This is a genomic window from Glycomyces dulcitolivorans, assembly GCF_003265355.1.
Taxonomy (GTDB): domain Bacteria; phylum Actinomycetota; class Actinomycetes; order Mycobacteriales; family Micromonosporaceae; genus Glycomyces; species Glycomyces dulcitolivorans.
Genome location: NZ_QFRW01000098.1, coordinates 1 through 511, shown reverse-complemented (window position 1 = coordinate 511; position 511 = coordinate 1). Strand labels below are relative to the sequence as shown.

The 511-nt window shown below is 75.5% G+C and carries 1 pseudogene; it reads left to right on the top strand.

Annotation, left to right across the window (positions count from 1 at the left end):
* A pseudogene (locus tag DI269_RS12860) lies at positions 1-207 on the top strand (hypothetical protein); the annotation flags it as partial.
* Between the last annotated feature and the right edge of the window lie 304 nt (positions 208-511).

The window sequence follows — 511 nt, the reverse complement described above, 5'->3', positions numbered from 1 at the left end:
CTGGGGGCGGCCGGCAACACGGCCGCCGGCATGGGCGGCGGCGTCGGAGGCGGCGGTATGGGCGGCATGATGGGCGGCGGCGCCGGCATGGGCGGCCGCGGCATGGGCGGCGAGGACGGCCCCGAAGGCGAGCACAAGGACTGGCTGGAAGAGGACGAGGAGATCTGGGGCATCATCCGCGATGCCGAAGAGGACCCGTACGCCTGACCGGTTCGACTGCACGGCGACACGAAGCGGCGCCCCGAGACCGAATGGTCCCGGGGCGCCGCTCACTCGTCCGGGTGAAAATCCGGCCGCCGCCCGCCCGCGGGCGGTGTTCCTGTCGGACCCGGGCGGGAGGATCGGCCCCATGCTTCCCAGGGTGGGCGGGGTAGGCGCACCGTCCCGGATCCGACCTCGGTCCCTGATCCGACCTCGGTCCCGATCCGTCCTTGGTCGGTGCCGTCCCCGGCCGTCGCAGCCCCGCCCCGCCCCGGACACGGAACAGGGCGCCCGCCGCGGATGCGGCGGG